General features: G+C 62.4%; 19 protein-coding genes. 13 read left to right on the top strand and 6 right to left on the bottom strand.

Translation table 11 applies throughout. The annotated features are described in order from the left end of the window. Positions 1–6 precede the first annotated feature (6 nt). Genes C8K58_RS25995 through C8K58_RS25985 form a run of 3 tightly spaced genes read left to right on the top strand, consistent with a single transcriptional unit; the run spans position 7 to position 3,770 of the window. A complete protein-coding gene (locus tag C8K58_RS25995) occupies positions 7–306 on the top strand; it encodes a sarcosine oxidase subunit delta (RefSeq protein ID WP_027603573.1) in 300 nt (99 codons plus the stop codon). Continuing rightward, entirely contained in the window at positions 303–3,200 is a 2,898-nt protein-coding gene (locus C8K58_RS25990; RefSeq protein WP_108574593.1) for a 2Fe-2S iron-sulfur cluster-binding protein, read from the top strand. Before C8K58_RS25995 ends, C8K58_RS25990 begins: the two co-directional genes overlap by 4 nt. Before the next feature lie 3 nt (positions 3,201–3,203). After that, positions 3,204–3,770: a sarcosine oxidase subunit gamma gene (locus C8K58_RS25985; protein ID WP_108574592.1), complete on the top strand. Its 567-nt coding sequence runs from the start codon at positions 3,204–3,206 to the stop codon at positions 3,768–3,770. On the opposite strand, the gene C8K58_RS25980 is transcribed toward C8K58_RS25985, so the two are convergent. Then, positions 3,758–5,164 (bottom strand): cytosine permease, encoded by a 1,407-nt coding sequence (locus C8K58_RS25980; protein WP_027603570.1) that lies wholly within the window; start codon positions 5,162–5,164, stop codon positions 3,758–3,760. The genes C8K58_RS25985 and C8K58_RS25980 overlap by 13 nt on opposite strands. Positions 5,165–5,486: 322 nt before the next feature. On the opposite strand from C8K58_RS25980, the gene C8K58_RS25975 reads away from it, so the two are divergent. Together C8K58_RS25975 and C8K58_RS25970 are read left to right on the top strand one after the other, a co-directional pair. After that, positions 5,487–5,972 (top strand): flavin reductase family protein, encoded by a 486-nt coding sequence (locus tag C8K58_RS25975; RefSeq protein WP_092359108.1) that lies wholly within the window; start codon positions 5,487–5,489, stop codon positions 5,970–5,972. Between the two features lie 194 nt (positions 5,973–6,166). After that, entirely contained in the window at positions 6,167–7,210 is a 1,044-nt protein-coding gene (locus C8K58_RS25970; protein ID WP_108574591.1) for an LLM class flavin-dependent oxidoreductase, read from the top strand. Positions 7,211–7,238: 28 nt separating this feature from the next. On the opposite strand, the gene C8K58_RS25965 is transcribed toward C8K58_RS25970, so the two are convergent. Together C8K58_RS25965 and C8K58_RS25960 are read right to left on the bottom strand one after the other, a co-directional pair. After that, the gene (locus tag C8K58_RS25965; protein ID WP_108574590.1) at positions 7,239–8,459 is read right to left on the bottom strand and encodes an MFS transporter; all 1,221 of its coding nucleotides are present in this window, start codon (positions 8,457–8,459) and stop codon (positions 7,239–7,241) included. Then, a complete protein-coding gene (locus tag C8K58_RS25960; protein WP_108574589.1) occupies positions 8,456–9,130 on the bottom strand; it encodes an RraA family protein in 675 nt (224 codons plus the stop codon). The genes C8K58_RS25965 and C8K58_RS25960 overlap by 4 nt, the downstream gene beginning before the upstream one ends. A 313-nt stretch (positions 9,131–9,443) precedes the next feature. Between C8K58_RS25960 and C8K58_RS25955 the strand changes: the two genes are divergently transcribed. From C8K58_RS25955 to C8K58_RS25940, 4 genes are all read left to right on the top strand, one after another. Further along, a complete protein-coding gene (locus C8K58_RS25955) occupies positions 9,444–10,421 on the top strand; it encodes a hydroxyacid dehydrogenase (protein WP_108574613.1) in 978 nt (325 codons plus the stop codon). A gap of 82 nt (positions 10,422–10,503) precedes the next feature. Further along, a complete protein-coding gene (locus C8K58_RS25950; protein ID WP_027603564.1) occupies positions 10,504–11,829 on the top strand; it encodes an MFS transporter in 1,326 nt (441 codons plus the stop codon). 100 nt (positions 11,830–11,929) lie between these two features. Continuing rightward, the gene (locus C8K58_RS25945; protein WP_027603563.1) at positions 11,930–12,676 is read left to right on the top strand and encodes an IclR family transcriptional regulator; all 747 of its coding nucleotides are present in this window, start codon (positions 11,930–11,932) and stop codon (positions 12,674–12,676) included. A gap of 209 nt (positions 12,677–12,885) precedes the next feature. Next, on the top strand, positions 12,886–15,294 hold the full coding sequence (locus C8K58_RS25940; RefSeq protein ID WP_108574588.1) for a glucose/quinate/shikimate family membrane-bound PQQ-dependent dehydrogenase: 2,409 nt from the start codon (positions 12,886–12,888) through the stop codon (positions 15,292–15,294). Between the two features lie 86 nt (positions 15,295–15,380). Here C8K58_RS25940 and C8K58_RS25935 read toward each other — a convergent pair whose 3' ends face one another. Next, positions 15,381–16,052, bottom strand: a complete 672-nt coding sequence (locus tag C8K58_RS25935) for a hypothetical protein (protein ID WP_133822149.1) — start codon at positions 16,050–16,052, stop codon at positions 15,381–15,383. Positions 16,053–16,241: 189 nt separating this feature from the next. Beyond that, positions 16,242–17,468 carry a XylR family transcriptional regulator gene (locus tag C8K58_RS25930; protein ID WP_108574587.1) on the bottom strand — a complete coding sequence of 409 codons (1,227 nt, stop codon included), beginning with the start codon at positions 17,466–17,468 and terminating at the stop codon, positions 16,242–16,244. Between the two features lie 139 nt (positions 17,469–17,607). Here C8K58_RS25930 and xylA point away from each other — a divergent pair, with 139 nt between their 5' ends. From xylA to C8K58_RS25910, 4 genes are all read left to right on the top strand, one after another. Next, positions 17,608–18,924, top strand: a complete 1,317-nt coding sequence (gene xylA / locus C8K58_RS25925; protein WP_108574586.1) for a xylose isomerase — start codon at positions 17,608–17,610, stop codon at positions 18,922–18,924. Between the two features lie 399 nt (positions 18,925–19,323). Then, positions 19,324–20,325, top strand: a complete 1,002-nt coding sequence (gene xylF, locus C8K58_RS25920; protein ID WP_027603560.1) for a D-xylose ABC transporter substrate-binding protein — start codon at positions 19,324–19,326, stop codon at positions 20,323–20,325. 5 nt (positions 20,326–20,330) lie between these two features. Then, entirely contained in the window at positions 20,331–21,875 is a 1,545-nt protein-coding gene (gene xylG / locus C8K58_RS25915; protein ID WP_098480007.1) for a D-xylose ABC transporter ATP-binding protein, read from the top strand. After that, on the top strand, positions 21,876–23,012 hold the full coding sequence (locus C8K58_RS25910; RefSeq protein ID WP_065939703.1) for a sugar ABC transporter permease: 1,137 nt from the start codon (positions 21,876–21,878) through the stop codon (positions 23,010–23,012). Between the two features lie 5 nt (positions 23,013–23,017). Here C8K58_RS25910 and soxR read toward each other — a convergent pair whose 3' ends face one another. After that, complete coding sequence (gene soxR / locus C8K58_RS25905) at positions 23,018–23,470, bottom strand: redox-sensitive transcriptional activator SoxR (protein WP_027603557.1); 453 nt, start codon at positions 23,468–23,470, stop codon at positions 23,018–23,020. Positions 23,471–23,480 lie beyond the last annotated feature (10 nt).

Genomic DNA, 23,480 nt, shown 5'->3' with positions numbered 1-23,480 from the left:
CAGACGATGAAAATCATGATTTGCCCGCTCAACGGGCCGCGCAATATCAGCGAGTTCACCTACGGCGGTGAATTCAAACCGATGCCCGATCCGGTGACCTGCAGCGATGCCGAATGGGCCGACTACGTGTTCAACACCGATAACCTCGCCGGTGTGGTGCGCGAATGGTGGATGCACACGCCGTCCAGTTACTGGTTCCTCGCCGAGCGCCACACGGTCACCGACGAGATCCTGCGCACCTTCGATCCGCGCGAAGTGTTCACTACCCGCGTCGACTTCACCACCGCCAAGGAGATCGCCGGATGAACCGCCTCCCCGCCCCCATGGGCCTGCTGATCCAGCGTGACCAGCCACTCGATTTCAGTTTCGACGGCCTGCCCTACCAGGGTTTACAGGGCGACAGCATCGCCAGCGCGCTGCTCGCCAACGGGCGCTTCCTGATGTCGCGGTCGTTCAAGTACCACCGCCCACGCGGCCCATTGACCATGGCCGGCCATGACGCCAACAGCCTGGTGCAACTGCCCCGCGAACCCAACGTATTGGCCGATGCCCACGCGCTGTCCGCCGGCCTGGCGGTGACGGCGCAGAACGTCAACGGCTCGCTGGATAACGACAAGGACGCCTACCTGGGCAAGTTCTCCAGGTTCATGCCGGTGGGTTTCTACTACCGTTCGTTCTACAAGCCCAAGGGCATGTGGAAAGTCTGGGAGCCGATCATCCGCAAAAAGGCCGGCCTGGGCGTGCTCGACTTGACCTTCCAGCCCGAGTACTACGACAAGGCCTACCTGTTCACCGACCTCGCCGTGATCGGCGCCGGTCCCGCCGGCTTGCAGGCCGCGCTGACCGCTGCGAATGCCGGCGCCAAGGTGCTGCTGATCGAGCAGCAGCCGATTCTCGGCGGGTCGCTGACCTACGCGCGCTTCGATATTGCCGGCACCCGTGCCGACACCCTGCGCCGCGAGTTGCTCGGCGCGGTGCAGCAACACGCGAATATCCAGGTGCTCACCGACGCCACCTGCAATGCCTGGTTCACCGACAACTACCTGCCGGTGATCCAGGGCAAGCGCCTGTACAAAGTGCGCGCGCAGCAGTGCCTGGTGTGCAGCGGTTCGTTCGACCAACCGGTGGTCTTCCGCAATAACGACCTGCCGGGGGTGATGCTCACCAGCGCCGCGCAACGCCTGATGAAGCTGTATGCAGTCAAGCCCGGCAAGCGCGCGGTAGTGCTCACCGGCAACGATGACGGCTACCTCGCCGCCCTCGACCTGCATGACCAGGGCGTGGACGTGGCCGCCGTGATCGACCTGCGTAATGCCCCGGCGGACAAAGCCCTGCCGGGCGCGCTGGCCCAGCGCAAGATCCCGTGCCTGAGCAACAGCACGGTGTTCGAGGCCCTGCATGAAAAAGGCCTGCGCCATGTGAAGGGCGTCGACGTGCGCCAGATCACCGGCCAGGGCCAGGTCAGCGCCAGCGGGCAAGTGATCGACTGCGACCTGCTGTGCATGTCGGCCGGTTATATGCCGGTCTATCAATTGCTGTGCCAGGCCGGTGGCAAACTGGCCTATGACGACGCACGAGCGGAGTTCAGCCTCAGTGGCCTGCCGCGCAACCTGGGCGTGGCCGGCTCCGTACACGGTCGGCATCTACTGGACAATGTACTGGCGGATGGGACCAACGCCGCCGCCGACAGCCTGCGCGCCCTCGGTTTGAACAGCACCAGCCCGCCTGCAGCGCTGCGCAGCGAAGCCCAGGTCAACTTCCACTGGCCGATCTTCCCGCACCCCAAGGGCAAGGATTTCGTCGACTTCGACGAAGACCTGCAAGTGGCAGACATCGTCAACGCCACCCGCATCGGCTACCGCGATGTGCAGTTGGTCAAGCGTTACTCCACGGTCGGCATGGGTCCGTCCCAGGGACGTCACTCGGCGCTGCCGACCGCACGGCTGGTGGCCTGGGCGACCCAGCGCACGATCAGCGAAACCGGGGTCACCACCGCACGGCCGCCGTTCGTGGCGGAGAAACTCGCCCATGTCGCTGGACGCGCCTTCGACCCCTACCGGCAAACGCCGATGCACGCGCGCCATGTGCAAGCCGGGGCGAAGATGATGCCTGCCGGTATCTGGCAGCGCCCGGCCTATTACGGCAAGCCCCAGGACCGCGAAGCGTGCATGCAGGCCGAAGCGCTGCACGTGCGCAACAAGGTCGGGCTGATCGATGTGTCCACACTCGGTGGCCTGGACGTGCGCGGCCCGGACGCCGCCGAATTGCTCAACCGCATGTACACCTTCGCGTTCCTCAAGCAGCCGGTGGGCCGTTCGCGTTATGCGCTGATGACCAACGAACACGGCGTGGTGATCGACGACGGCGTGTGCGCGCGGCTGGCCGACAAGCATTTCTACGTCACCGCCACCACCAGCGGCGTCGACCGCATCTACCAGCAGATGCTCAAGTGGAACGCACAGTGGCGCCTGGACGTGGACGTGACCAACGTCACGGCAGCGATTTGTGCGGTGAACCTCGCCGGGCCGGATTCGCGCAAGGTGCTGGAGCAGGTGTGCAGCGACCTCGACCTGAGTGCCGAAGGCTTCCCCTACCTGGGCGTGCGCCAGGGCACGGTGGCCGGGATCAAGGCCCGCTTGCTGCGGGTCGGGTTCGTCGGCGAACTGGGCTATGAAATCCACGTACCGGCACGCCACGGCCTGGCGTTGTGGGACGCGTTGATGACGGCCGGCAAGGCCTTTGACATTCGCCCCTTCGGCGTCGAAACCCAACGCCTGCTGCGCCTGGAAAAAGGCCATGTGATCATCAGCCAGGACACCGACGGCATGACTCACCCGGCAGAAATCGACATGGGCTGGGCGGTCAGCCGCAACAAGCCGTTCTTCGTCGGCCGCCGCTCGGTGGACATCCTCGAAGCCCAGCCGCTGAAACGCAAACTGGTGGGCTTCAGCCTGCCCAAGGGCAGCGTGCAACCGCTGGAAGGCCACCTGGTGCTCAACGGCGCGGACATCAGCGGCAACGTCACCTCCTGTGAATATTCCGCCAGCCTGGGCCGCATCATCGGCCTGGCCTACGCCGGGATCGACCAGAGCACACCGGGGCAGCGCATTCCGATTCGCGTCGAGGGCGGCATCGTCGTCCAGGCCGAGGTGGTGCAACTGCCGTTCTTCGACCCCACTAACCAACGCCAGGAGGGTTAAGCCATGACCAGTCTGAAAGCCCACGAATTGTTCACGCCGCCCTGCCAACTGCAGGACCAGACCGACCTGCCCCGGGTCGGCTTTCGCGGCGCACAAAGCGCCGAGTACCTCACGGCGCGCGGCTTCACGTTGCCGGGCGCGCCCAACCAAGCCAGCGCACAAGCGGACGGCAGCTGGGTGGCGCGCCTGTCGCAGAACGAATACCTGGTGCTGGGCAGCCCGCAGGATCAGGGGCAACGGATTGCCGATGAAGAAGCGCGTTGGGAACTGGACCACCGCACCAACTACCTGCTGCCGCGCCAGGACAGCCATGCCTGTGTGCGACTCAGCGGGGGCGTGATTGCGCAGGTGATGGCCAAGCTGTGCGGGGTTGACTTGAGCGACCCGGCGTTCAAGCTCGGGATGGTGGCGCAGACGTCAGTGGCGCGGGTCAATGCGATTGTCATCCACACAGGGAGTGTGGAGCTGCCGGCGTTTCATATCCTCTGGGATCGCGCCTCGAAGGAATACTTCGAGGGCGCGTTGCGGGATGCGTTGGAGGAGTTCGGCGGTGTGGCTCAGTCGGTGTAGCCCAACCGCACCGCCCTGATCTTCCGGGTGTGTTGACGTGTCGCCAGGCAGTAATACAACGGGCACGTCACCACCAGTCCCATCAGCCACGACAGGTCCGCGCCTTCTACCAGGTTGGCCCACGGCCCCACATACAGCGACGTATTGGCAAACGGCAGTTGCACGATGATGCCGATGCAGTACGCCACGATTGCATGCAGGTTGAAACGCCCATACACCCCGCCATCCGCCTGGAAAATCGAGGCAATGTCATAGACCCCGCGCTTGATGATGTAGAAGTCGATCAGGTTGATCGACGCCCACGGCACCAGCACCAGCAACAGCGCGAGGATCAGGCCGATGAATTGCGAGATGAAGTCCGCCGACGCGCCCAACGCCACCACGCAGCAACCGGCCAGGACCACGCCCGACAGCAGCACGCGCACCTTGATGCTCGGGGTCCAGTGGCTGGCGAAGGTCTGCACCGAGGTGATGATCGACAGCACCGCGCCGTACAGATTCAGGGCGTTGTGGCTGATGATATTGAGCAGGAACAGCACCATCAGGATCGGCCCCAGCCAGCCGGTGGCTTGCTTGACCGCGACCATGGCTTCGGTGCCTTCGGGCGTGGCCAGTGCGGCTACCAGGCCAAAGGCGAAGGACAGGATGGTGCCGAGGGTGGCGCCCAGGTAGGTCGCAATGAACGGCCGGGTGATGCCAATATCCGCCGGCAGGTAGCGCGAGTAGTCGCTGGTGTAGGGCGAAAAGCTGATCTGCCAGATCACCCCCAGCGACACGGTGGCCAACCAGCCAGCGGCGTTGAAGCCGCCACGGGTCAGGAAATCTGCCGGCAGGTCATGGGCGAAGATGTAGATAAAACCGGCCAGCAACGCGCTGCCCATCACCCAGGTGCCGATGCGGTTGAGGCTATGGATAAAGCGGTAGCCGATCACGCCGATCGCGGTGGCGCTGAGGGCGCCGATCAGGATGCTCGCCGGCACCGGCACCGACGGCACGATGCCGACGATGGACTTGCCGGCCAGGACGATATTGGAGATGAAAAAGCCGATGTAGATCAGCGCGGCAAAGAACACGATCAGCAGCGCGCCGTAACGGCCGAACTGGCCACGGCTCTGCACCATCTGCGGGATGCCCATGCGCGGGCCCTGGGCTGATGCGAGGGCAATCACGATGCCGCCGAGCAGATGCCCGAGGGCAATCGCCAGCAGCCCCCACGCCAGATTGAGATGGAACACCTGGGCCACCATGGCACCGGTGACAATCGGCAGCGGTGCGATGTTGGTGCTGAACCATAAGGTGAACAGGTCGCGGGCCTTTCCATGGCGCTCTGCGAGGGGGACGTAATCGACCGTGTGATGCTCGATCAGGGGGTCTTGCCGGGACATCTGGGGCATGGAAATGAACTCGCGTTTGTCTGATCTTATAGTTGTTTGACGCCACACCGGGGGAGCTCTCTGGCCGCCACTCAGATGAACACCATATTATGGTATTCCAACATTTTCACAAGGCTGATCCGTAGTTTCAGCGCCCATCTGATCCGCAAGTGTGCCACAGGGCACCCCGTTATTTCCTGCCATGGCGCCCGTATTTATTGGCTATTAGACCCAGCCTTGACGTTCATCGGGCGACTGAAAAAGCGGTTGCATCGATTGTATTACGGTATACCATCAGACCTACAAACCCATAAAAACCGCTTTATCCGCAGAGGACCGCCCCATGATCGATGCCGCTATCTACAAACAAGTGATGGGTTCGTTTCCGTCCGGGGTCACCGTGATCACCACGCTCGATGACGACGGGCAAATCGTCGGGTTGACCGCCAGTGCCTTCAGCTCGTTGTCCATGGACCCGGCCCTGGTGCTGTTCTGCCCCAACTACAGCTCCGACTCGTACCCGGTGTTGATCAAGAACAAACGCTTTGCCATTCATGTGCTTTCCGGTGGGCAGCAAACAGAAGCCTATGCCTTTGCGCGCAAGGGCAAGGACAAGGCCCAGGGCATTGAATGGACCCTCAGTGAGTTGGGCAACCCGATCCTGGCGAATGCCACGGCGGTGATCGAGTGCGAGTTGTGGCGCGAATACGAAGGCGGCGATCACGCGATCATGGTCGGCGCAGTGAAGAACCTGATCGTGCCCCGGCAGAACGCCGGGCCACTGGTGTATTGCCACGGCAAGATGGGCGCCCTGCCGCTGCCGGCCTGAGCCCCTCCCACAGTTTGATTGCAGGTGTCAGCCCGGTAACCGGTTGAGAGAAAAATTTTGCGGACATTCCGTATTATGGTATACCAATAATCAATCCGCCGAACCGCCGTCATCACTGGCAGGCTTCACATTGGCGAGAGCACTTAAGGGCCCGCAGTCGACAGGCCGATCACAATAGATCCGAGGTAAGCGTCATGAAGTTTTCCCTGTTCGTACACATGGAACGTTGGGACGAAAGTGTCAGCCACCGTCAGTTGTTCGAAGACCTGACTGAACTGACCTTGATGGCGGAGGCTGGCGGTTTCAGCACCGTATGGATTGGCGAACACCACGCCATGGAATACACCATCTCGCCAAGCCCGATGCCGCTGCTGGCTTACCTCGCGGCCAAGACCACCACCATTCACCTGGGTGCCGGCACCATCATCGCGCCGTTCTGGCACCCGTTGCGAGTCGCCGGTGAATGCGCCCTGCTCGATGTGATCAGCAACGGGCGCATGGAAGTCGGCCTGGCCCGTGGCGCTTACCAGGTGGAGTTCGACCGCATGGCCGGCGGCATGCCCGCCTCCAGCGGCGGCCAGGCGCTGCGCGAGATGGTGCCGGTGGTGCGTGCGTTGTGGAAAGGCGACTACGCCCACGACGGCGACATCTGGAAATTCCCCACCTCCACCAGCGTGCCCAAGCCGATCCAGCAGCCCAACCCGCCGATGTGGATCGCCGCCCGCGACCCGGACTCGCACAACTTTGCGGTGGCCAACGGCTGCAACGTGATGGTCACGCCGCTGATGAAGGGCGACGAAGAAGTCCTCGACCTGAAAAACAAATTCCAGGCCGCCCTCGACAACAACCCCGGCGTACCACGCCCGCAACTGATGGTGCTGCGCCACACCCACGTGCATGCCGCCGATGATCCGGACGGCTGGAAAATCGGGGCCAAGGCGATCTCGAAGTTCTATCGCACCTTCGATGCCTGGTTCGGTAATAAAGAGGTACCGGTGAATGGCTTCCTGGCACCGAGCCCGGAAGAAAAATTCGCCGCCCGCCCGGAGTTCGAACTGGACAGCCTGCACAAGACCGCGATGATCGGCACCGCCGAAGAAATCATCCCGCGCATCCGTTACTACCAGGAGCTGGGCGTGGATGAGTTCAGCTTCTGGTGCGACAACAGCCTGCCCCATGCCGAGAAGAAGAAGTCGTTGGCGTTGTTTATCGAGCAGGTGGTGCCGGCGTTTCGTTGAGAGACACGCGGCGCAGGCGTGGTTGCTGTCAACCACGCCTGCGGCTGATGTACCCACTGACACCCTGATAAACCCCCAGCAACAGCCCCGCCAGCAGCAATGTCCATTGCACGCTCAGCGCTGCCGCCAGCAGGCCGGCCAACAATCCGCCGATGGCTTCAAAGCCGAAACGCATGGCGATATAGAACGCAATCACCCGGCCGCGCAACGCTTCCGGCGCCGCGCTTTGCAGGGTCATATTGCTGCTGACATTGCTCACCGTGATGCCGAAGCCCAGCCCGGCAAGCGCCGCCAGGGTGAACCACAGCGGCGGGTTGGCCGCCACCGCGCACAGCGACACCGCACAGACCAGCGTGCCGAGCACGATAATGCGGCCCAGGTTCGAAGCACTGCCGGCAAACGCCAGGAAGATCGTGGCCACAAACGCACCGGCACCGGCTGCGCCCCACAGCCAGCCGAGGGTTTGCGCATCGCCGCTGAACGCATGCTTGGCCAGGATCGGCAGCAGTACGGTGTAGCAGGACGCCAACAGGTTGACCATCACCACACTGACCAGCAGCCGCCGAATCGCCAGGGTGGTCCACAGGTAGCGCAGACCTTCGCGGAAAATCTCCCCGGTAGACCCTTGGGCCCTGGCCTGCGCTCGGCTTTGCACCCTGCCCAGGCCGATCAGCAACATACCGAACGCGATGGAAGTGAGCACAAAGCAACCGGCCTCGCCGCTCCAGTTGATCAGCAAGCCGGCCAACGGCGGGCCGATAAAGCGTGCGGCATTGATCAGCATCGCGTTGAGCACAAGGGCGTTGGGCAGGTCTTTGGGCTCATCGACAAAGCTCGCGATCAAGGCTTGGCGCAGCGGCGTTTCCAGGGCGTTGAGCAAACCCAGCAGAAGCGCCATGGCGATGATCACTTCACGGCCCATCCACTGCTGCCAGGTCAGCACGGCCAGGGCCAACGATTGCAGGGCCAGGGCGGCCTGCACCGCCATCAACAGGCGGCGTTTGTCATGGCGGTCGGACCAGGCGCCCGCCAGCGGTCCCACCAGCAGCTGAGGCAACAGCGTCAGAAACGCAATCGCCCCCAGCAGCACGGCCGAGCCCGTCAAATGATAGGCGAGCCAGGACAGCGCGACCTGTTGCACCCACTTGCCCAGGGTGGAAAGGCCCTGGCCGACAAAGTAGATCTGGAAATTTCGATGGCGCAGCGCGCGCACAGGCGCCGGCCAACGGGAGTGGGAAGCAGGATTCAAATAAACTCGCAGCCCTTTTGTGTGAGCGATTTCAGGACCCAGGTGCGATCGTTCTCGCCCAGCGCGATCTGTTCAAGCTGCTTCTGTTCAGCGGCATGCTTGGCGTAGGCGCGATCATACACCTCGCCGACCTGATCGAAGGGCACGCAGATCAAGCCATCTTCGTCACCCATCACCAGATCTCCCGGTTCGATCACCATGCCCGCCAAGGCAATCGGTACGTTCACCTCGCCCGGGCCGTCCTTGTACGGGCCGCGATGGGTGATGCCGGCGGCAAACACCGGGAAGTCACCGGCACCGATACTCGCAGCATCGCGAATGGCGCCATTGATCACAATGCCGGCCACGCCTTTCTTGATCGCGTACGCCACCATCATTTCGCCGATCAGTGCGTTGCTCAAGTCGCCGCCGGCGTCGACCACAATCACGTCGCCAGGCTGGGCGATATCCAGGGCGTAATGCAGCATCAGGTTGTCCCCAGGCCGCGCTTTGACGGTCAGCGCCGGCCCCACCAGCACGCCCTGGTGGTGCATCGGTTGCAGGGCGGCGCCACCGGCGGTCATGCGGTTCATCGAATCGCTGATATTGGCGACGGGCATTGTCCGGTACCGCTCGACCCACTCGGCAGCGACTTTACGTTGCTGCTTGAGCACTCTGAATCCGATGGACATGGGGCATTCCTCTTGTGGTTTTTATTAAGCGTGAAAATTCATAAAATGAAATGGCATTTCGAAATTAACACTGCAATTTAAAACTGACAAGACTCACCCACAGCGGCTTCGGCACATGAAAAACGGTTTAAGGCTGAATAAATCCCTTAATTCGTTGAATAACACGGGGTTGCACGCATGCACTCAACCGTTTCGCGCAAATCAACAAAAATTATTTATTGCAACGCCATTTCATTATGTTAGGTTTCGAGCACTGTTGAGCGACATCACGAACCGCCAACTGCACACAGATAAGAAAACCAAGGTGCGCCAAATGACCCGAACTCTCCTGCTGACCGGCCCGCAATTAACTGCCGAAGCCATGGCCCACGCCGCCGCCCATGGCGTGCGCGTAATCCCTACCACCCCGTATGCCCCGGTCGACGAACTCACCGCGATCATTGCCCGCGAACAGCCGGACGCAATCATCGTGCGCCAGGGCAAACTGACCCGGGACATGATCAATGCATCGCCCGCGCTGAAGATCATCGCCAAGCACGGCGTGGGCTACGACACCATCGACATCGCCGCCGCCGCTGAACGCGGCATCCCCGTCACCATCGCCCTGGGCGCCAATGCGCAATCGGTGGCTGAGCATGCCCTGGCGCTGATGTTCAGCGTCGCGCGCCAGACTGCCCTGCTCGATGCGCGCATGCGTGACGGCCATTGGGACAAAGCGACCGCCGTGGGCATCGAGCTGTCCGGCAAGACCCTGGGCCTGGTGGGCCTGGGCGCTATCGGGCGAATCCTGATGGAACTGGTAACGCCGCTGCGCATGACCATCAAGGTATTTGATCCCTACTTGAGCAACCTGCCCGACCTGCCGAATGTCGAGCGCGCCGAGGACTTCGATGCCTTGCTGACGAGCTGCGATATCATCAGCCTGCATTGCCCGCTGACCGAGCAGAACCGCAACCTTTTCGGCGCGGCGCAGTTCAAGCGCATGCGCCCAGGCAGCCTGTTGATCAACACCGCACGCGGCGAACTGATCGATACCGAAGCGCTGGTGCAGGCGCTGAGCACCGGCCAGATCGCCGGCGCCGGCCTCGACACCTTCAACCCCGAACCGCCACCCACCGACTCAGCGCTGTGGGGCCTGCCGACCCTGGTCGCCACCCCCCACGTAGGCGCCAACACTGCCGAGGCGCGCGATCGCGTGGGCCTGCTGGCCGTGCAACAGATCATCGACTTCTGGGACGGCTGCGCACCGGAGCCGCGTTCGGTGGTCAACCGCCACCTGTTCGCACACTGATTGAACGCCCATCGCCCGGCCTTCACCCAAGGAAGGTCGAGCTCATTACGCTTCTCCAAAAAAAACAAAATGGGAGAGAGTCATGCCTATCAGTTCTACCGACATCAGCGCGATCGAGCGCTCAACCATGCGCAAGGTGGCGTGGCGACTCCTGCCGTTCCTGATCCTTTGCTACCTGCTGGCGATCATTGATCGCGGCAATATCGGCATGGCATCCCTGCAGATGAACCAGGACCTGGGCCTTACGCCAGCGATCTTCGGCTTTGCCAGCAGCCTGTTCTTCGTGTCGTATTTCCTGGTGGAGGTGCCAAGCAACCTGGCGCTGCAACGTTTCGGCGCACGGGTGTGGATTGCACGGATCATGATCACCTGGGGACTGATTTCCGCCGGCACCGCGTTTGTGACCGGAGCCAATTCGCTGTACGTGATGCGCTTTTTGCTGGGTGCGGCCGAAGCAGGCTTCTTCCCGGGCGTGCTGCTGTACCTCACCTACTGGCTGCCAGCGGCATACCGTGGACGCATGGTCGCTATCTTCATGGTCGCCATTCCCGGCGCCAACTTCATTGGTTCGCCGCTGTCCGGCCTGTTGCTGAGCCTGGACGGCTGGTTCGGCATGCGCGGCTGGCACTGGCTGTTCATCATCGAGGGCATCCCCGCCGTACTGCTGGGCATCGCCTGCCTGTTCGTACTCACCGACCGCCCCGAACAGGCCAAGTGGCTGAGCAACGAACAACGCAGCTGGCTCACCGGCCGCCTGGACGAAGAGCGCAGCCGCAAGACCGCCATCGGGCATATCTCGCTGTGGAAACTGCTGCGCCACAAGCACATTTGGGTACTGGCACTGATCTACTCCGGGGCGTCGGCGGCCGGCAGCACCATGAGCGTGTGGGCGCCGCAATTGCTCAAGACGTTTGACCTGAACAACCTGGAAATCGGCCTGGTCAATGCCATTCCCTACGGACTGGCTTCGGTGCTGATGATTCTGTGGGGACGCAGCTCCGACAAGAGCGGTGAACGCCGCTGGCACACCGCGATGACCTTGCTGCTGATCACCGCCGGTTTGCTGCTCGCACTGGTCACCTCCTCGCTGGTGGCGACGGTGTTCATGCTGTCCATGGTGTTGATCGGGGCGTACTCAATGAAGGGGCCGTTCTGGGCACTGGTTTCGACCTGGCTCTCGTCCTCCACTGCCGCCGCCGGTCTGGCCGCCGTGGGCGCGATGGCCAATCTGATTGGTGGCGGCATCATGGTGAATGTGTACGGCACCATTCACCACGCCACCGGCAGTTACGCCCTGGCCCTGTTGCCGCTGGCGGCGCTGTGTGCCGCCGGTGCCGTGATGGTGCTGCTGATGGGGCGCAGGCAGATGCGGGATTTGAGCGGCACAGGCGAACTGATCGCCCGGTAACGCGCTGAAATCGCTGTACGCTCAATCGCTTGGCATTGCTCCCTGCGGGCAATGCCAGTATTTTGCAGCGTACCCGCCCCCCCCCTTCAAGGAGCCCCCCATGGTAAAAACACGCCCACGCCCCGCCGTCACCGGAGTTGCTTCGGCTGATCGGGTGCTGACCGTGCTCACCGCCTTCAAGATGGGGGACACGGCCCTGGAACTGGCCGAGCTGGCCGCGCGCACCGGGCTGATCAAGAGCACCATCATGCGCCTGATGGTGTCACTGGAAGACCACGGCCTGATCACTCGCCTGGCGGACGGTCGCTACCAGCTGGCGACCGAGATCATGCGCTTGAACACGGTGTATCAGGACGGCCTCGACCTTGAGCGCCATATCACCCCGCTGCTGCATCGCCTGACCCAGGAAACCGGCGAAACAGCTTCATTCTATGTGCGCCACGGCGCCTACCGAATGTGCCTCTACCGGGTCAACTCCCCGCATCACCTGCGCTTGCACCTGCAACCGGGCGACACCCGCCCCATGGACGGTGCAGCCGGTGCCGAAGCGTTACGCACGCCGTATTCGCTGGCGGCGAAGATGATCAAGCCGTTGTTTTCCCATGGCGCCACCGACCCCCACGCCGCGTCGATGGCATTGCCGATCTTCGGCCCAGGGGAAAACCTGATCGGTGCCCTGGTGCTGTCCGGCCCGGCCAGTCGCCTGACCGCCGAGCAGGCGCAGACATTGCACCCCCTGTTCCAGCAGGCCGCCGTCGAGTTGACGCGCAGCCTGGGGGGCGACGCACTGGAGGATGGGGAAACTGCGCAGAAAAAACCTCGCGGCAAAAAACCAGCCGAGGCGTAAAACCAAACCCACCCCGTATGTGGCAACCCGCTTACGCGCTGCCACATATTGCCCAAGGCGTGCCTACACTTCAGTGACACGCGCGACATTTAGCCCCAGCCCATCATCGCAGCACCTGTAATAGTCTATTGCAGGACTATAATGTACTAACCAGTTAATTATCTTGCTAAAATCGCGTCTTTGCCCTCTCTCACTCGAGTCCTTTCGACATGAAACGAGCATCGCGCGCCACTGGCGTCTCTAGATTCCTACTCTTGGGCCTGGGCGTAATCATCGCCCTGCTCGGCCTCGCGCTGGCCGTTGGCGGCGCCAAACTGGTGAGCCTTGGTGGTTCCTGGTACTTCCTGGTCGGCGGCGTGGCCATGGCGGTTTCCGGCCTGCTGATTGCCCGGCAAAAAACCGCAGGTGCATGGCTGTTCGCGGCGTTCCTGATCGGCACGGCCATCTGGGCGGTGGCGGATGTGGGCCTGGTGTTCTGGCCGCTGTTCTCGCGGCTGTTCATGTTCGCGGTCATCGGCCTGGTGGTGGCGCTGGTGTATCCGCTGCTGGCCGGCCGGCCCGCGCGCGGTGCCTATGGCGTTGCCGCCGTGCTGGCGGTGGGCGTGGCGGTGGCGGCGGGCAATATGTTTGTCGCCCATCCCAGCGTCGCGCCGACCGGTGCAGGCCCAGGCATCACGCCCGTGGCCGCGGCCGACGCGCAGAAAGACTGGGCCCACTACGGCAACACCGAAGGGGGCAGCCGCTTCGCCGCGCTGGACCAGATCAACCGCGACACTGTCGACAAGCTCAAGGTGGCCTGGACGTATCACACCGGTGACGTGGCCCTCAGCGACGGCAACGGCGCCGAAGACCAGCTCACGCCCCTGCAGATCGGCAACAAGGTGTTTATCTGCACGCCCCACAACAACCTGATCGCCCTCGACGCCGACACCGGCAAAGAGCTGTGGAAGAACGAAGTCAACGCCAAGTCGGCGGTGTGGCAGCGTTGCCGGGGCATGGCGTATTTCGACGCCACCGCGCCGATTGCCCAGCCTACCCAGCCCAACAGCTCGCCGATCATCGCCGCCAGCGTTCCAGCCGGTGCGCAGTGCCAACGCCGCTTGCTGACCAACACCATCGACGCGCGCCTGATCGCCGTGGATGCCGACACCGGCAAATTCTGCGAAGACTTCGGCACCCACGGCCAGGTGGACCTGAAAGCCGGCCTGGGCAATGTGCCGGACAGCTACTACCAGCTGTCGTCCGCTCCGTTGATCGCCGGGACTACCGTGGTGGTGGGCGGCCGCGTCGCGGATAACGTCCAGACCGACATGCCCGGCGGCGTGATCCGTGGCTTCGATGTGATCAGCGGGCAAATGCGCTGGGCCTTCGACCCGGGCAACCCGGAAGACAAACAGGCCCCGACCGGCGACAAGACCTACGTGCGCAGCACCCCAAACAGCTGGGCGCCGATGTCCTACGACCCGTTGATGAACACGGTCTTCCTGCCGATGGGCAGCTCGTCCACCGACATCTACGGCGTGGAACGCACCCCGCTCAACCATAAATACGGCGCGTCCGTGCTGGCGCTGGATGCCTCGACCGGGGCTGAAAAGTGGGTGTACCAGACCGTCCACAATGACCTGTGGGACTTCGACCTGCCGATGCAGCCGAGCCTGATCGACTTCACCCCACCGGGCAGCGACAAGGCGGTACCGGCGGTGGTGATTGGCACCAAGGCCGGGCAGATCTATGTACTCGACCGCGCCACCGGCACGCCGCTGACCGAGGTCAAGGAAGTACCGGTCAAGGCCGCCAACATTCCAAACGAGCCTTATTCGCCGACCCAGCCCAAGTCTGTGGGCATGCCGCAGATCGGCGCGCAGACCCTGAGCGAGTCGGACATGTGGGGCGCCACCCCGTACGACCAGTTGCTGTGCCGCATCGACTTCAAGGGCATGCGCTACGACGGCCTGTACACTGCGCCGGGTACGGATAAATCCCTGAGCTTCCCGGGTTCCCTGGGTGGCATGAACTGGGGCAGCATTTCCACCGACCCGGTGCATGGCTTTATCTTTGTCAACGACATGCGCCTGGGCCTGTGGATCCAGATGCTGCCGTCGCAGAACAAGGCCCAGTCTTCGTCCGGTGGCGAAGCGCTGAACACCGGCATGGGCGCGGTCCCGCTCAAGGGCACGCCGTATGCGGTGAACAAAAACCGCTTCCTGTCGGTGGCCGGCATTCCGTGCCAGGCGCCGCCGTTCGGCACCCTCACCGCCATCGACATGAAGACCCAGAAAGTCGCGTGGCAAGTGCCGGTGGGCACCGTTGAAGACACCGGCCCCCTGGGCATCCGCATGCACCTGCCGATCAAGATCGGCCTGCCGACCCTCGGCGGCACGCTGTCGACCCAGGGCGGCCTGATCTTTATCGCCGGCACCCAGGACTTCTACCTGCGCGCTTTCAACAGCGGCAACGGCGATGAAATCTGGAAGGCCCGCCTGCCCGTCGGCAGCCAGGGTGGCCCAATGACCTACGTGTCGCCGAAAACCGGCAAGCAGTACATCGTGATCACCGCCGGCGGTGCGCGCCAGTCCACCGACCGTGGCGACTACGTGATCGCCTACGCCCTGCCATAACCCCTCCTGGCGCGGTGCCCCGGTACCGCGCTGTCTGGACTGGATCGCTCTTCGAGCAAGCAATGCTCGCGTTCAAGTGCAGGCGGTCACCTCTGGACCGTATTCGCATCATTGTTTCTATCGGTCGTTATCAAAAGATAAACAGCTACCAGGAAACAGTACGCAAGCATCACCAGAGCACCCAACACCAAAATGCCATATCGGGCCATGCTCGCTTCAAACCCTATGAAATCCTCATACACCCGAACTTGCGCAACGCCGTCACTGTAACCGATGTACACGTCCTGCTCTTTTAGCGTTTTTAAATCACCCTGAAAATGAATCCAGAGCGTGTACACACCGTTTTGCACAATCGAAGGAATGACAACACTGCTGACCGGATCAGGCATCACCGTATCAGAGCGCGAATCATCCCTGATCTGGACCAGTCCCTTTGCAGGCAGCTTGATGTGTACATCCTTGATGACCTTGCTGCCGCTGTTCCTCAGCGTAATCAACAGGCTTATGGGGTAATTGTCCGGCCCTTTTTCGAACGGCGCATCGAGTAGCGCGAGGTAAGGCGCCTGGCTCAGGTTGACCATTTTATCGATCTGTTCATGGCTGAGCGCACCGTCGCCAATGCGCTTGATGCTGTCATACAAATCGGCGTACTTGAGCTTTTCAGCAGTACTGCCTAAACGCTCAGAGAATTGACGGGGTGCACTTTCATACCGGTAGGACAGATCAGCCTCGAGCTTAGTGTCATCCTTGAAAGCCACGTATATCCCGGTAATTGATCCCAGACCCGTCACTAGGGCCAACAGAAATTTTCCAACGTTTCCCCAACTCAATGTAATGCTTCCTTATTGATCATCCTGGCGTACTCACTCACCGTTTGAGCGTGCCAAGTTCCGCTACGCAGAGCAAGCGAACAGGTTGCACTTGCACACGGACAGCAGCCTAGCGAGCTAAATGACACTGTGGTTGAACGTTGTGGATGAGTGCGACGCAGGCATCGTCCCCCCCGCGCCCTGCTGATACTCGCGGGGCGTGCAGCCAAACTCTCGCCGAAACACCGTATGCAGGTACTGCGCCGATTTGAACCCGCACTTGGCGGCAATATCGGCAATCGCCAGTTCGTGGCTTTCCAGGCCCTTGGCGGCGGCGGCGAGTTTGAAGCGCAGGATCTCGTCATGCACGCTGCAGCCGCGTACCTTGCGAAAGTGCGCTTCCAGGGATGAACGCGACACGCCGACATAGGCCGCCACCTGCGCGGTCTTGATGCCCTGGCAGGCGTACTGGCGGATAAACAGCAGCGCCTGCATCACGTACGGATTACCCAAGGGTTGATGCAGGCTGGAGGCCTGAACGTTGATCGCCTCCGGCGGCACCAGGACCTGCGTGCCCAGGCACGGTTTGCCGTGCAGCATCTGGTGCAGCAAGGCGGCGGCCGTGCGCCCCATGGTTTCCGTGCCCTGGATCACCGAACTCAGCGGCACCCGCGTGAGGGTGCGGGTCAGGGGGTCGTTGTCGATGCCGATCAACGCCACTTGCTCCGGCACGGCGATGCCGGCAGTCAGGCAGGCTTGCAGCAGTTGCCGGGCGCGGGCATCGGTGACGGCGATGATGCCGATGGGCTTGGGCAGGCTGTGCAGCCAGGCAATCTGCTGTTCCACCGCGCTGTCCCACAACGGCGCGCTGGTGCCCAGGCCGCGATACACCTCGACGTGCAAACCATCCCGTTGCAGCAGGCGGCGAAAGGCTTTTTCACGCTCCTGGGCCCAGCGATTGGCCTGGGCCTCGGGCAGGCTGAAACAGGCGAATCGAGTCAGGCCAGCTTCGATCAAGTGTTCGTAAGCCAACTTCATCAATGCGTGGTTATCGGTCGCCACATAGGGAATGCCCTTGGGATAGGCGCGCGCGTCTTCATAGGAGCCACCCACCGCCACCACCGGCAACGTGCTGTCGGCCAACGCTTCGCCGATCAGCGGGTCGTCGAAGTCGGCAATGATGCCGTCGCCCTGCCAGCGCTCGATGCCGCGCAGGCGACAGAGGAAATCCTCCTCGAGGAACAAATCCCAGGACGCACGGGTGCTGCTCAGGTAATTGCCGATACCGGCGATGATGCCGCGGTCGTAGATTTTGCTGCCGTTGAACAACAGGGCAATACGGTGCACGGGCGGTAGGGTTTTCATTGTTTTTGTCCTCGGGCCTGTGGCAACAGACTAGCCCTCGCCGGTCAAAATCGCACCACCCCTTGGTGATTTTCATAATCAGCGGGCCCGGTGCCGTTGCTAGTATCCAGACACCGCCAAGAACAATAAGGAAAACGCCATGCCGTACTTCCCCGGTGTCGAGAAGGTTCGCTTCGAAGGCCCCAGCAGCGATGCCCCCCTCGCCTTTCGCCATTACGACGCCAACAAGCTGATCCTCGGCAAACCGATGCGCGAGCACCTGCGCATGGCCGCGTGTTACTGGCACACCTTCGTGTGGCCCGGCGCCGATATGTTCGGCATGGGCACCTTCAAGCGCCCGTGGCAACGCAGCGGCGAGCCCATGGACGTGGCCATCGGCAAGGCAGAGGCGGCCTTCGAGTTTTTCTCCAAGCTGGGCATCGACTACTACAGCTTTCACGACACCGATGTGGCGCCGGAAGGCAGTTCGCTCAAGGAGTACCGCAACCACTTTGCGCAGATGGTCGACCACCTGGAGCGCCATCAGGAACAGACCGGCATCAAGTTGCTGTGGGGCACCGCCAACTGCTTCAGCAACCCGCGTTTTGCCGCCGGTGCCGCCAGTAACCCGGACCCGGAGGTGTTTGCCTACGCCGCTGCCCAGGTGTTCAGCGCGATGAACGCCACGCTGCGGCTCAAGGGCACCAACTATGTGCTGTGGGGCGGCCGTGAAGGTTATGAAACCCTGCTCAACACCGACCTCAAGCGCGAGCGCGACCAGCTCGGGCGCTTTATGCGCATGGTGGTGGAGCACAAGCACAAGATCGGCTTCAAGGGCGACCTGCTGATCGAGCCCAAGCCCCAGGAGCCGACCAAGCACCAGTACGATTACGACAGCGCCACGGTGTTCGGCTTTTTGCATGAGTACGGCCTGGAGCATGAAATCAAGGTGAATATCGAGGCCAACCACGCCACCCTGGCCGGGCACAGTTTCCATCACGAGATCGCCACCGCCGTGTCCCTGGGCATCTTCGGCAGCATCGACGCCAACCGGGGCGACCCGCAGAACGGCTGGGACACCGACCAATTCCCCAACAGCGTCGAGGAGATGACCCTCGCCACCTATGAAATCCTCAAGGCCGGTGGCTTCAAGAATGGCGGCTACAATTTCGACTCCAAGGTACGCCGCCAGAGCCTGGACGAGGTCGACCTGTTCCACGGCCATGTCGCCGCCATGGATGTACTCGCCCTGGCGCTGGAACGTGCGGCGGCGATGGTGCAGAACGACCGGCTGCAGCAGTTCAAGGACCAGCGCTATGCCGGCTGGCAGCAGCCGCTGGGCCAGGCCGTGCTGGCCGGTGAGTTCAGCCTGGAGTCACTGGCCGAACACGCGTTTACCCACCAACTGAACCCGCAGGCCGTGAGTGGTCGGCAGGAGATGCTGGAGGGGGTGGTCAACCGGTTTATTTATCGGTGACAGTGTGGCGAGCAGGTTTGTTGTGATGAGCGGGGTTGGTGTGGTGAGGGGCTTGTTGTGGTGAGCGGGCTTGCCCCGCGTTGGGCTGCGAAGCAGCCCCAAACCCAGGCACCTCGGTGTGTCAGCTAAAAACACATCGCCTGCAATGGGGCCGCTTCGCGCCCCAGCGCGGGGCAAGCCCGCTCACCACAACAAGCCCCTCACCACACCAAACCCATTCACCACAATAAGCCCGCTCACCACACTAAACCCATTCACCACGACAAGCCCATTCACCACAAAAGTCCTGTTCACCACAAAAGCCCGGCTTGCCACAACACGCCGGTTAGCCACACCTACAGTGTTCGCCTAGAGTCTTCACCCAGTGTCTTTCCAACAACAATAAAAGGACGCACCACCATGAAGTCATTCAAACGTACCCTGCTCGCCACCGCCCTGGCCCTGTTCGCACTGCCGGTGATGGCCGACTCCGCCCACCCGAAAATCGGTTTTTCCATCGACGACCTGCGCCTGGAACGCTGGTCCCGGGATCGTGACTACTTCGTCGCCGCTGCGGAAAAACTCGATGCCAAGGTCTTTGTGCAGTCCGCCGATGCCAACGAGCAGAAGCAGATTTCGCAGATCGAAAACCTGATCTCCCGGGGTGTCGATGTGATCGTGATCGTGCCGTTCAACGCCACGGTGCTGACCAACGCGGTCGCCGAAGCCAAGAAAGCCGGGATCAAGGTGGTGTCCTATGACCGCCTGATTCTCAACGCGGACATCGATGCCTACATCTCCTTCGATAACGAAAAAGTCGGCGAGATGCAGGCCAGCGGCGTGCTGCAGGCGGCGCCCAAGGGCAATTACTTCCTGCTCGGCGGCGCGCCCACCGACAACAACGCCAAGGTGCTGCGCGAAGGCCAGATGAAGGTGCTGCAACCGGCCATCGACAAGGGCGACATCAAGATTGTCGGCCAACAGTGGGTCAAGGAATGGAACCCCACCGAAGCCCTGAGCATCGTCGAGAACGCCCTGACCCGAAACAGCAACAAGATCGACGCCATCGTCGCCTCCAACGACGCCACCGCCGGCGGTGCGATCCAGGCCCTGGCCGCGCAGAAACTGGCAGGCAAGGTGCCGATCTCCGGCCAGGACGCCGACCTGGCCGCCGTCAAGCGCGTGATCGACGGTACCCAGACCATGACCGTGTACAAGCCACTCAAGCTGATCGCCACCGAAGCCGCCAAGCTCTCGGTGCAACTGGCGCGTAACGAGAAGCCCACCTACAGCTCGCAGTACGACAATGGCAGCAAGAAAGTCGACACCATCCTGCTCACCCCGACCCCGCTGACCAAGGCCAATATCGACCTGTTGGAGAAGGACGGGTTCTATACCAAAGAGCAGATCGGCGGGCAGTGATCGCCATGGCCGACTACCTGCTGCAAATGAACGGCATCGTCAAAACCTTTGGCGGTGTCCACGCGCTGAACGGCATCGACATCAAGGTGCGGCCGGGGGAATGCGTCGGCCTGTGCGGCGAGAACGGCGCCGGTAAATCCACCCTGATGAAGGTGCTGTCGGCGGTCTACCCCCATGGCACCTGGGAGGGGGAAATCCTCTGGGACGGGCAACCGCTCAGGGCCCAGTCCATCAGCGAAACCGAGGCCGCCGGCATCGTCATCATTCACCAGGAACTGACCCTGGTGCCTGACCTGTCGGTAGCCGAGAACATCTTCATGGGCCACGAGCTGACGTTGCCCGGCGGGCGTATGAACTACCCGGCGATGCTGCACCGCGCCGAAGCGTTGATGCGCGAGCTCAAGGTGCCGGACATGAACGTGGCGCTGCCGGTGTCGCAGTACGGCGGCGGCTACCAGCAACTGGTGGAAATCGCCAAGGCCCTGAACAAACAGGCGCGCCTGCTGATCCTTGACGAGCCTTCCTCGGCCCTGACCCGCTCGGAAATCGAAGTGCTGCTGGACATCATCCGCGGCCTCAAGGCCAAGGGCGTGGCCTGCGTGTACATCTCCCATAAGCTCGATGAAGTGGCGGCCGTGTGCGACACCATCACGGTGATCCGCGATGGCAAGCACATCGCGACCACGGCCATGGCCGACATGGACATCCCGCAGATCATCACGCAGATGGTCGGCCGCGAAATGAGTAACCTCTACCCCACCGAGCCCCATGCCATCGGCGAGGTGATTTTCGAAGCGCGCAATGTCACCTGCTATGACGTCGACAACCCCAGGCGCAAGCGCGTCGACGATATTTCCTTCGTGCTCAAGCGCGGCGAAATCCTCGGCATAGCCGGGCTGGTGGGCGCCGGGCGCACGGAGCTGGTGTCGGCGTTGTTCGGCGCCTACCCCGGCCGCTACAGCGCCGAGGTGTGGCTCGACGGCCAGGTGATCGACACGCGCACGCCGCTCAAATCGATCCGCGCCGGACTGTGCATGGTGCCCGAGGACCGCAAGCGCCAGGGCATCATCCCTGACCTGGGCGTGGGCCAGAACATCACCCTGGCGGTGCTCGACACCTATGCCCACCTGACCCGCATCGACGCCGAGGCCGAACTGGGCAGCATCGACCAGCAGATCGCGCGCATGCACCTCAAGACCGCCAGCCCGTTCCTGCCGATCACCAGCCTGTCCGGCGGCAACCAGCAAAAGGCCGTGCTGGCGAAAATGCTGATGGCCAAGCCCAAGGTGCTGATCCTCGACGAGCCCACGCGCGGGGTGGATGTGGGCGCCAAGTATGAGATCTACAAACTGATGGGTGCACTGGCGGCCGAAGGCGTGTCGATCATCATGGTTTCCTCGGAGCTGGCCGAAGTGCTCGGCGTGTCCAACCGCGTGCTGGTGATCGGCGACGGCCAGTTGCGTGGCGACTTCATCAACGAGGGGCTCACCCAGGAACAGGTGCTCGCCGCCGCGCTCAGCCAAAACAATAACAATCGGAAAACCGCGTAGATGAATCAGGTCAAACAGCTGTTCACTCGCTACAAAATGCTCGCCCTGGTGATCGCCGTGGCGTTTATCTGGCTGTTTTTCAGCTGGCAGACCGAGGGCGGCTTCCTCACCCCGCGCAACCTGTCCAACCTGCTGCGGCAGATGTCGATCACCGGGATATTGGCGTGCGGCATGGTGCTGGTGATCATCAGCGGCGAGATCGATTTGTCGGTGGGTTCGTTGCTGGGACTGTTGGGCGGGCTCGCAGCGATCCTGGATGTGGTCTATCACATTCCGCTGCTGGCCAACCTCAGCCTGGTGGCGTTGTGCGGCCTGATGATCGGTTTGGCCAACGGCTACATGACCGCTTACCTGCGCATTCCGTCGTTTATCGTTGGCCTCGGCGGCATGCTCGCGTTTCGCGGGATTCTGCTGGGGATCACCGGCGGCACCACCATCGCGCCGGTGTCGCCGTCGCTGGTGTATGTAGGCCAGGGGTATTTGCCGCATTCGGTGGGGGTTGGCCTTGGGGTCTTGCTGTTTGCCCTGACTCTGTTTTTGACCTGGAAACAACGGCGCAACCGCGCGCTGCATGGCTTGGCGCCGCACGCCCTGATGCGCGATGTGCTGCGCGTGGGGGTGATCGGCGCGGTGCTCGCCGGGTTCGTTACTACCCTCAACAGCTACGACGGCATCCCCGTACCGGTGCTGCTGTTGCTGGTGCTGCTCGGCGTGTTCAGCTACGTCACCAGCCAGACCGTGTTCGGCCGCCGCGTGTACGCGGTGGGCAGCAACATGGAAGCCACGCGGCTGTCGGGCATCAACGTGCAGGCGGTGAAACTGTGGATCTTCGGCATCATGGGCGTGATGTGCGCCCTCGCCGGCCTGGTCAATACCGCACGCCTGGCGGCGGGTTCACCGTCGGCGGGCAATATGGGTGAGTTGGATGCCATCGCTGCGTGCTTTATTGGGGGGACGTCGATGCGCGGCGGCTCGGGCACGGTGTATGGCGCTTTGCTCGGGGCATTGGTGATTACCAGCCTGGATAACGGCATGTCGATGCTGGACGTGGACAGTTACTGGCAGATGATTGTGAAGGGCAGCATCCTGGTATTGGCGGTGTGGGTGGATGTGAGTACGCGCACGGGTCGGCGCTGACTGTCTCACTTTCCGAGCAATACGGCCCCATCCCCCAGCCGTCCCAACTGATCCCCCGGATTGCGCAACGGGCAATCATCCAGGGACAGGCATCCACAGCCGATACAGCCATCGAGCTGGTCGCGCAGTTGAGTGAGGCTGTTGATACGCTCACTCAACAGGTCGCGCCAGTGTGTGGAGAGTTGGGTCCAGTCCTTGGCCGTCAACGGCCGTCCTGAAGGCAGTTCGTCCAACGCGTCCTTGATGGCCGCCAAGGGAATGCCCGCGCGCTGCGCGACCTTGATCACCGCGATCCGGCGCAGTACGTCACGCTGATAGCGACGCTGATTGCCGGCGCTGCGTTGGCCGTGGATCAGCCCCTTGGCCTCGTAGAAATGCACCGTGGCCACGGTCACGCCGCTGCGCCGGGCCAGTTCGCCCACGCCGAGGGGGATGCGCACATCGATTTTCGCTTCCATCCAGCTCTTG

Source organism: Pseudomonas sp. GV047 (assembly GCF_003058245.1).
Lineage (GTDB): Bacteria > Pseudomonadota > Gammaproteobacteria > Pseudomonadales > Pseudomonadaceae > Aquipseudomonas > Aquipseudomonas marginalis.
The sequence above is the reverse complement of the archived record's forward strand: the minus strand, read 5'-3'. Positions and strand labels throughout refer to the sequence as shown.